The 9,504-nt window shown below is 66.8% G+C and carries 9 protein-coding genes; 6 read left to right on the top strand and 3 right to left on the bottom strand.

Annotated features, from left to right (window positions below):
- Both AC2VOG_RS00390 and AC2VOG_RS00385 read left to right on the top strand, forming a co-directional pair.
- Positions 1-3,122, top strand: a 3,122-nt coding sequence (locus tag AC2VOG_RS00390) for an error-prone DNA polymerase (RefSeq protein WP_486937933.1), incomplete at its 5' end; no start/stop codon positions are given.
- Between the two features lie 228 nt (positions 3,123-3,350).
- The gene (locus tag AC2VOG_RS00385) at positions 3,351-3,995 is read left to right on the top strand and encodes a nitroreductase family protein (RefSeq protein ID WP_486937932.1); all 645 of its coding nucleotides are present in this window, start codon (positions 3,351-3,353) and stop codon (positions 3,993-3,995) included.
- Positions 3,996-4,006: 11 nt separating this feature from the next.
- Here the strand turns inward: AC2VOG_RS00385 and AC2VOG_RS00380 are convergent, their stop codons facing one another.
- Positions 4,007-4,471, bottom strand: a complete 465-nt coding sequence (locus AC2VOG_RS00380; protein WP_486937931.1) for a tRNA (cytidine(34)-2'-O)-methyltransferase — start codon at positions 4,469-4,471, stop codon at positions 4,007-4,009.
- A gap of 266 nt (positions 4,472-4,737) precedes the next feature.
- Entirely contained in the window at positions 4,738-4,917 is a 180-nt protein-coding gene (locus AC2VOG_RS00375) for a hypothetical protein (RefSeq protein WP_486937930.1), read from the bottom strand.
- A gap of 1 nt (position 4,918) precedes the next feature.
- Between AC2VOG_RS00375 and AC2VOG_RS00370 the strand changes: the two genes are divergently transcribed.
- The 4 genes from AC2VOG_RS00370 to AC2VOG_RS00355 are packed head-to-tail and all read left to right on the top strand — an operon-like array spanning position 4,919 to position 8,920.
- Positions 4,919-7,534 carry a sensor histidine kinase gene (locus AC2VOG_RS00370; RefSeq protein ID WP_486937929.1) on the top strand — a complete coding sequence of 872 codons (2,616 nt, stop codon included), beginning with the start codon at positions 4,919-4,921 and terminating at the stop codon, positions 7,532-7,534.
- Positions 7,531-7,950 carry a roadblock/LC7 domain-containing protein gene (locus AC2VOG_RS00365; RefSeq protein ID WP_486937928.1) on the top strand — a complete coding sequence of 140 codons (420 nt, stop codon included), beginning with the start codon at positions 7,531-7,533 and terminating at the stop codon, positions 7,948-7,950. The genes AC2VOG_RS00370 and AC2VOG_RS00365 overlap by 4 nt, the downstream gene beginning before the upstream one ends.
- Positions 7,951-7,956: 6 nt before the next feature.
- Positions 7,957-8,340, top strand: a complete 384-nt coding sequence (locus AC2VOG_RS00360; protein WP_486937927.1) for a DUF742 domain-containing protein — start codon at positions 7,957-7,959, stop codon at positions 8,338-8,340.
- 16 nt (positions 8,341-8,356) lie between these two features.
- Positions 8,357-8,920, top strand: a complete 564-nt coding sequence (locus tag AC2VOG_RS00355) for a GTP-binding protein (RefSeq protein ID WP_486937934.1) — start codon at positions 8,357-8,359, stop codon at positions 8,918-8,920.
- Here AC2VOG_RS00355 and AC2VOG_RS00350 read toward each other — a convergent pair.
- The coding region (locus AC2VOG_RS00350) for an ABC transporter permease (RefSeq protein WP_486937926.1) at positions 8,910-9,504 on the bottom strand (595 nt) is incomplete at its 5' end. The genes AC2VOG_RS00355 and AC2VOG_RS00350 overlap by 11 nt on opposite strands.

Genomic DNA, 9,504 nt, shown 5'->3' with positions numbered 1-9,504 from the left:
CCGTCCCATACGCCGAGCTGCATGCGCATTCGGCGTACAGCTTTCTCGACGGGGCCAGTGCGCCGGAGGAGTTGGTCGAGGAGGCGGTGCGGCTCGGCCTGCGAGCCATCGCGCTGACCGACCACAACGGCCTCTACGGCGCGGTGCGGTTTGCCGAAGCGGCCGTCGAATTGGATATGCGGACGGTGTTCGGCGCCGAGCTGTCGCTTTGTTCCGGGGAATCCGGCGCCAGGACCGACGATCCCGATCCGGCCGGCCCGCATCTGCTGGTGCTGGCTCGCGGGCCAGAGGGTTATCGCCGGCTGTCGCGGCAGCTGGCGGCGGCGCATCTGGCCGGCGGCGAGAAAGGCAAGCTGCGCTTCGACTATGACGCGCTCACCGAGGCGGCGGGCGGGCACTGGCACATCCTGACGGGCTGCCGCAAAGGTCACGTTCGCTCCGCGCTGACCACCGGCGGGCCGGACGCTGCCTCGGCGGCGCTGGCCGATCTGGTGGACCGGTTCGGCTCCGATCGGATCAGTGTCGAGTTGACCCATCACGGCTGCCCGGTCGACGACGACATCAACGCCGAAATGGCCATGTTGGCGCAGCGGTTCGGACTCAGCAGTGTTGCGACCACCGGAGCGCACTTCGCTGCGCCGTCACGGCGCCGGCTGGCGATGGCGATGGGCGCGATCCGGGCCAGGCAATCGCTGGACGAGGCGGCCGGCTGGCTTGCCCCGCTGGGCGGTTCGCATCTGCGCTCCGGTGAGGAGATGACGCGGCTGTTCGCGCAGCACCCTGGTGCGGTGACCGCCGCTGCCGAACTCGGCGAGCAGTGCGCCTTCGGCCTGGCGCTGATTGCCCCGCAGTTGCCGCCGTTTGACGTCCCGCCCGGGCACACCGAAGACAGCTGGCTGCGTGAGCTGACCATGGCAGGGGCGCAGCGCCGCTACGGTCAGCCGGCTCAGGCGCGCAAGGCGTATGCCCAGATTGAGCACGAGCTGGAAATCATTGCGCAACTGAAGTTTCCGGGATACTTTCTGGTGGTCCACGACATCACCCGGTTCTGCCGGGAGAACAACATCCTGTGCCAGGGCAGGGGATCGGCGGCCAACTCGGCAGTCTGCTACGCGCTCGGCGTCACCGCGGTCGACCCGGTCGCCAACGAGCTACTGTTCGAGCGCTTCCTGTCACCGGTTCGTGACGGCCCGCCCGACATCGACATCGACATCGAGTCGGATCTGCGCGAAAACGTCATCCAGTACGTCTACGACAAGTACGGCCGCGACTACGCCGCCCAGGTCGCCAACGTGATCACCTACCGCAGCCGAATCGCGGTGCGCGACATGGCCCGTGCCCTGGGATTCTCGCAAGGGCAGCAGGACGCCTGGAGCAAGCAGATCAGCCACTGGAGCGGGCGCCCGTCGGACATCGACGGCATTCCCGAGCAGGTGGTCGAGCTGGCCACCCAGATCCAGAACCTGCCCCGGCACATGGGCATCCATTCCGGCGGCATGGTGATCTGCGATCGCCCGATCGCCGACGTCTGCCCGGTGGAATGGGCCCGCATGGCAAACCGCAGCGTATTGCAGTGGGACAAAGACGATTGCGCGGCAATCGGTCTGGTGAAATTCGATCTGCTCGGCCTGGGCATGCTCTCGGCGCTGCATTACGCCATCGACCTGGTGGCCGAGCACAAAGGCATCGAGGTCGACCTGGCCGCGCTGGACCTGTCCGAACCGGCGGTGTACGAGATGTTGCAGCGCGCCGATTCCGTCGGGGTGTTCCAGGTGGAGTCCCGCGCGCAGATGGCCACCTTGCCGCGGCTCAAGCCGCGGGTGTTCTACGACCTGGTGGTCGAGGTGGCGTTGATCCGCCCCGGGCCGATCCAGGGCGGATCGGTCCACCCGTACATTCGGCGGCGCAACGGCCTCGACCCGATCGTCTACGACCACCCGTCGGTGGAGTCGGCGTTGCATAAGACGTTGGGAGTTCCGCTGTTTCAGGAGCAGTTGATGCAGATCGCAGTGGACTGCGCCGGTTTCACCGGCGCGGAGGCCGATCAACTGCGCCGTGCCATGGGATCCAAGCGGTCGACCGAACGCATGCAGCGGTTGCGCGGCCGGTTCTACGACGGCATGCGGAGCCTGCACGGCGCCTCCGACGAGGTCATCGACCGGGTCTATGAAAAGCTGGAGGCGTTCGCGAATTTCGGCTTCCCGGAGAGCCATTCGCTGAGCTTCGCGTCGCTGGTCTTCTACTCGTCGTGGTTCAAGCTGCATCACCCCGCGGTGTTCTGCGCGGCGCTGCTGCGTGCGCAGCCGATGGGCTTCTACTCGCCGCAGTCGCTGGTGGCCGACGCGCGCAGGCATGGTGTGACGGTGCACAGGCCGGATGCCAATGCCAGCTTGGTGCATGCCACGTGCGAGAACGGTGGAACCGAGGTGCGGCTGGGACTGGGCGGGGTCCGTCACATCGGGGAAGGCCTGGCCGAGAAGCTGGTCGAAGAGCGAAAAGCCCACGGCCCCTTTACTTCCCTGCTGGATATGACGACCCGCGTTCGGCTGTCCGTGCCACAGGTCGAGGCGCTGGCCACCGCGGGCGCGCTGGGATGCTTCGGGATGTCGCGACGCGAGGCGCTGTGGGCGGCCGGTGCCGCCGCCACGGGGCGGCCGGACCGCTTACCGGGGGTGGGCTCGTCGTCGCATGTGCCGTCGCTACCCGGAATGAGCGAGGTGGAGTTGGCGGCGGCCGACGTGTGGGCCACCGGTATCTCGCCGGACAGCTTCCCGACCCAGTTCCTGCGATCGGACCTCGACGAGTTAGGGGTGATACCCGCCGCCGAACTGCTGTCAGTGCCCGACGGCGACCGAGTGTTGGTGGCCGGGGCGGTCACGCATCGGCAGCGACCGGGCACGGCTCGTGGCGTGACGTTCGTCAACCTCGAGGACGAGACCGGGATGGTCAACGTACTCTGCACGCCGGGGGTGTGGGCACGGCACCGCAGACTGGCTCAGTCGGCGTCGGCGTTGCTGATCCGTGGCCAGGTCCAAAATGCCAGTGGCGCAGTCACCGTCATGGCCGAGCGGTTTGCCGAGCTCACCCTCAAGATTGGAGCGAAGTCCCGCGACTTCCGCTGACCCAGGCCCAGATTTCGAGAGGCCCAGACCTCGAGCGGCGCAGCGGCACAGGTCTTGGGGTCCACTCTTTTTCGTTTTCGTACCCACATGCGATATCACCGGCTCCGCCCGCCGCGAGTGATATCGGATACGCGTCGTTTTCGAAAAAGGAACGTGCCCACGAAGCTGCTACCGCTGTGGCCAGTGTGACAAGGCTGCCGGAAACGGCGCGAATGTAGTCTCCAAGGCATGGCCCTCAATCTTTCTGTCGATGAACTCCTCACCACCACCCGTTCGGTCCGCAAGCGCCTCGACTTTGACAAGCCGGTGTCCCGCGATCTCCTGATGGAATGTCTCGACCTGGCGCTGCAGGCGCCGACCGGCTCCAATTCCCAAGGCTGGCAATGGGTTTTCGTCGAGGACGAGGCCGAGAAGAAAGCGATCGGCGAAATCTACCTGGACAACGCGCGGGGCTACTTGAAGTCACCGGCGCCGGAGTACGCCGACGGCGACACCCGTGGGGAGCGGATGCCGGCGGTCCGCGATTCCGCGAGCTATTTGGCCGAGCACATCCACCGGGCGCCGGTACTGATGATCCCGTGCATCGAAGGCCGCGAGGACCAGGCACCGACGGGCGGCGCGGGATTCTGGGCGTCGCTGCACCCGGCGGTTTGGAGCTTCTGCCTGGCGCTGCGCTCGCGCGGGCTGGGCACCTGCTGGACGACGTTGCACCTGATCCGTGGCGGCGAGGAAAAGGTCGCCGACATCGTCGGCATTCCCTACCAGAAGTACAGCCAGGGCGGCCTGTTCCCGATCGCCTACACCAAGGGCACCGACTTCAAGCCGGCCAAGCGGCTACCGGCCGAGCAACTCACGCACTGGAACACCTGGTAACGCGTACGACGTCAGACCGAGCCGGCGAAACCGTGCTGACGCCACGCTTCGTACACCGCCACTGCGGCGGCGTTGGCCAGGTTCAGCGACCGCCGCCCGTCGAGCATCGGGATGCGCACGCGCTCAGTGATGTGGGGATCGGCCAGTGTTGCCGCGTCCAGTCCGGTCGGCTCGGGGCCGAACATGAGGACATCACCGACCTGATAGCTGACCTCGGTGAACACCTGCGTCGCATGGGCGGTGAAGGCAAACACCCTCGGCGGCGCCAGTGCCGCCCACGCCTCGTCGAGTGACGGGTGGACGGTGACCGATGCCAGGTCGTGGTAATCCAGTCCGGCGCGACGCAGGTTCGGTTCGGTCAGGTCGAAACCCAATGGCTCGACGAGATGCAGTTCTGCTCCGGTGGCGGCCGCCGTCCGGATTGCGTTACCCGTATTGGGCGGGATTCGAGGGGAGTGAAACAGCAGCCTGAACACACCACACGGTAACCGGGAAAGCGTTGGGACCCGGGTGCCCGATACCCGCCGCCGTTGGTGGTGCTGGCTGTGGAGATTATTTGCTCGGCTATCTGAGGCAGAGTCGCTGGCGCTTCGCTGAACTCTGTCTGTTCCGTAAGAATTGTGGTCACTGCCGCCACAGCCTGGCATACTCGCTGAATTGCCAGGCGTGTAAGGCTTGCCCGTCGCTCGGGGTGAGCGCAATTAGCAGGAAGTCCCCATGAACGACGCGCTATTACTGCGATTCAGCGGAGCGGACGCTCACACCGCGCTGTTCCGGTGACCATGTTTGCCCGCTCCAAGCGGTCGATCTCGTCGTCTAAAAACGAGCCGACGGGTAACACCGGCGACGAGTCAGCCTCGGTGAAACGGCCGGCTTCGTGGTCGGTGCGAAATTGGCCGGTCAGGTGGAAAGTCCTCGCCATTGTGGCGCTGCCATTGTTGCTGGCAATGGTATTCGGCGGATTTCGTGTTGCGGGTGCGCTCAGCGACGCGCATCGGCTGCGGTTGGCCGCCGACCGCGCCGAGATGGTTCCGGCTATAACCAAATACATGTCGGCGCTCGACGTCGCATTGCTGGCGGGCTCGACCGGTGGCGATTCGGACGGCGCGAAAAAGAACTACGACGCCCGCAAAAGTGAGCTCGAGGCCCGATTGCACGACACCAACGTCGCGCCCGACGTCGCCGCCGGCATCGACGCGATGCTGGACGGCGGGCAGTCCCTGCTGGACAACGTCGAGTCGAACACCCTCGGACTGCGTGCACGGGTGACGACCTACGCGCCCATCCTGTTGACCGCCGAGAACGCGATCGACGGGTCGGTTCGCGTCGACAACGAACAGATCCGGGCCCAGGCGCAGGGTCTGAGCCGGGCGATCGGCGCCCGCGGCCAGATGATGATGCAGCAGGTGCTGATCGCACGCGGCGCTGCACTGCCCGAGCCCGAACTGCGCACGTCGATGATCACCCTGGCGGGTACCGAGCCGTCGACCCTGTTCGGCATGGCCGAAGTGCTGGGTGTCGGCTCTCCAGAGGCCAAGACGCTGCAGCAGCAGATGGTGACGCGGATGGGTCTGATGTCCGATCCGGCGCAAAAGCTGGTGAACAACCCGGCGTTGCTGCGCTCGGTGCAGACCACCGACGAAATCGCCGCGCGGATCATCAAGGACATCACCGGGAAGGTGACCAAGGCCGTCGAGAACCAGGCCCACAACCGTCGCAATGCCGCGATCCGAGACACCGTCCTGGTGTTGTCCGCCCTCGCCGCCGCGCTGGTCATCGTGTTGCTGGTCGCACGCTCGCTGATCCAGCCGCTGCGGGTGCTGCGCGACGGCGCCCTGAAAGTCGCCCACGAAGACCTCGAGCGGGAGATCACCCGGGTGCGGGCCGGCGACGAGTCGCCGCCCGAGCCGTTGCCGGTGCACACCACCGAAGAAATCGGTCAGGTCGCGCACGCAGTCGACGAATTGCACACCCAGGCCTTACTTTTGGCGGGCGACGAAGCCAGACTGCGGCACCTGGTCAACGACATGTTCGAGACGATGTCGCGGCGCAATCGGTCGCTGGTGGACCAGCAGCTCTCGCTGATCGACCGCCTCGAGCGCAATGAAGAAGATCCCGAGCGACTCGACAGCCTGTTCCGTCTCGACCACCTGGCCGCCCGGATGCGCCGCAACGGCGCGAACCTGCTGGTGCTGGCCGGCGCGCAGGGCTCGCGCCGCGATCAGCGCACGGCTGCGCCGCTGGCGTCGATCATCCATGCGGCCGCCTCCGAGGTCGAGGACTACCGACGGGTCGAGACGTCGATGGTGCCCGATTGCATGATCGTGGGAGCGGCCTCCGGCGACATCGCCCATCTCCTTGCGGAGTTGATCGACAACGCGCTGCGGTACTCGCCGCCGGCATCGCCGGTTCGGGTGTCGGCGGGCTTCCGCAGCGACGGGGCGGTGCTGCTGCAGATCGTCGACGTCGGGCTGGGCATGACTGACGGCGACCGCCGAATCGCCAACATGCGCCTGCGTGCGGGTGGAGAGGTCAACCCCGACAGCGCCCGCCACATGGGCCTGTTCGTGGTCGGTCGGCTGGCCGACCGGCACGCCATCCGGGTTCGGCTGCGCGCCTCGTCGATCGAGGAGGCGCGGTCGGGCACGACCGCCGAGGTCTATCTGCCGTCGACCGTGCTGGCGAGTGCCGACGCGGGCACGGCGGCGCCGCGCAAAACCGAGCCGGTGGCAGCAGCGCCCGTCCCCACGTGGCCCGAGCCGCTGGTAGAGCCCGAATTGCCGGCCGAGCCCGAGGACACCTCGGAACGAAACGGCTTGCCCTCGACCGAGTCGTCGATCAGCCTGCTGCCGCGGCGCAGGCCCGGCGGCAGCGGGATCGTCGGGCTTGCGGCCGCGTCGCCGCCGCAACCCGAGCCGTCGGCCGCTCCGGCGGAGACTGCCGAGCCCGCCCGGGAACAACCCGTGGCACAGCCGGCCTCGAACACCTCGTCGTTCTTCGGCTCGCGGGTCCGATTCAACCGCGAGAGCCGGGAAAACCGGAAGCGGCCCGAAGCCGAGCCGGCCGTGCCGGCGGCCCCGTTCGAGGACGTTTGGGCGGCCCCCGAAGCCCCCCCGCCGCCCGAGTCGCCCGCGGACGATCTGATCTACAAACAGATGCTCTCCGAATGGTTGGTCGACCCGCGCGAGCTGGCGCACAGCCCGGATCTGGACTGGCAGACGGTGTGGGACCGGGGCTGGTCGGCTGCCGCCGAAGTGGAGAACACGCCCGTGCAGCGACACACCGAGCAGGGCCTGCCAGTGCGCGAACCCGGCGCACGGCTGGTGCCCGGCGGGGGGGAGCCGAACGGAAACGCGCACCACCGCGCCGACGACAACAACGGCACTACCACCGGAACCACCACCGGCGCGAGCCGCACCCCCGCGCATCGGGCTCCGCTACGCGACCCGGAGGCCGTGCGCGCCTCGATGAGCAACCACTTCGGCGGCATCCGCGCAGCGCGGTCGCACGCCCGTGACAACGACCAAGGACCCGAATGACCGCTGGCTTTCAATCTGTGCCCGCCGACAACTCCCTGGACTGGCTGCTGTCGAACTTCGCCCGTGAAGTCCGCGGGGTGTCGCACGCCATCCTGGTATCCGTTGACGGACTGCTGATGGCGGCCAGCGAGCGGCTGCCGAAGGAGCGCGCCGACCAGCTGGCGGCGGTGTCGTCAGGTCTGGCCAGCCTGGCCAGCGGCGCCGCTGCGCTGTTCGAGGGTGGCCAGGTGTTGCAGTCGGTGGTGGAGATGCAGAACGGCTACCTGCTGCTGATGCAGGTCGGTGACGGTTCGTATCTGGCCACGCTGGCCGCGACGTCGTGCGACATCGGGCAGATCGGATACGAGATGGCGGTGCTCGTCGAACGGGTGGGCAACGTGGTCCAGTCGTCGCGGCGTGCCCCACTGAACTCCTGAGCGGTCATGGACAATCGTCAGCCGTTGGAGCCCGAGCCGCCGCCAGTTGAGGCGAGTCTGGTCCGGCCGTACGCCCTGACGGCGGGCCGAACGAAGGCCACGGTCGACATCCCGTTGGAAGCGCCGGTGCAGGCCTTGCAGTCGGCGATGTTCCACCGGTGGCCGCGGGGCGATGTGCGGGACAGAATTGTGCAGCTGTGCCGCAAAAGCCCGTCGGTGGCCGAAATATCGGCTCGGTTAGATCTGCCGCTGGGTGTCGCGCGCGTGTTGGTCGGCGATTTGGTGACTTCGGGCTACCTTCGAGTTAATCGGACGTTGACCGAACGCTCCACCGGTGATGAACGCCGCGAACTGATAGGAAGGACGCTCCGTGGCCTACGAGCGCTCTGATGCCAGGGTCGCCCCGATGCACAAGTCGCGTGACACCGCGTCCACCAAAATTGTCATCGCCGGTGGTTTCGGCGCGGGCAAGACCACATTCGTCGGCTCGGTGTCGGAGATCATGCCGCTGCGCACCGAGGCGATGGTCACCGACGCCTCCGCCGGCGTCGACATGGTCGACGCCACCCCGGAGAAGCGGACCACCACGGTTGCCATGGACTTCGGCCGGATCACCCTCGATGAGGATCTTGTGCTCTATCTGTTCGGTACGCCCGGCCAGCGCCGATTCTGGTTCATGTGGGACGACCTGGTGCGCGGTGCGATCGGCGCGGTGATCCTGGTGGACTGCCGGCGTTTGCAGGACTGCTTCGCCGCCGTCGACTTCTTCGAGCATCGCAACCTGCCGTTCCTGATCGCGGTCAACGAATTCGACGGCACGCCAAGGTATCCGGCAGCCGAGGTGCGCAAGGCGCTGACCTTGCCCGCCCACGTCCCGGTGATCAACGTCGATGCCCGGGACCGCAGATCTGCGACCGACGCCTTGATCGCGGTCAGCGAGTACGCGCTGGCCAGCCTGGCTAACGCTTGAGCCGGATACTCCAGCGCACGTATCCGGCGTAGAACAGCGACAGCGCTGCCAGCATGCCCATGTCCAGCAGGAAGATGTGCTTGGAGTGCTGCCAGATCGGGTCGTTGGTCGGAATCTGCTTGACCTTCACCAGGTCCGGAAAGTCGATCGAGGACGCGCCGGCGGCGTAACCCCAGCGCCCGGGGGTCAGCCAGGACATCTGATTGAGCCCTGCTCGACCGGTTACCGGAATCATGCCGCCGGCAAGTACTAGCTGCGACATGATCGACACCACCAGCAACGGCATGATCTGCTCATTGGACTGAGCGATCGCCGAGAGCATCAGACCGAGGATGGCTGAGGCCACGCAGGTTCCGGCGACGGTGACAAACAGCGAGAACGTCGCGTCGTCGAAGAACGGAGGATGCGCAGTGGGCGCACCTTTACCCAAGCGGACGATGGTCGTTGCGACGGCCGCCTGGGCGGTTGCGAACACACAGAACACCGTGACCTTGGCCAGCAGATAGGCAGTCGTCGACAACCCGACCGCCTGTTCTCGTCGGAAGATCGGCCGCTCGCCGATGAGGTCACGAATGGTCAGCGCC

This window comes from Mycobacterium sp. TH-M11 (assembly GCF_057473725.1).
The sequence above is the reverse complement of the archived record's forward strand: the minus strand, read 5'-3'. Positions and strand labels throughout refer to the sequence as shown.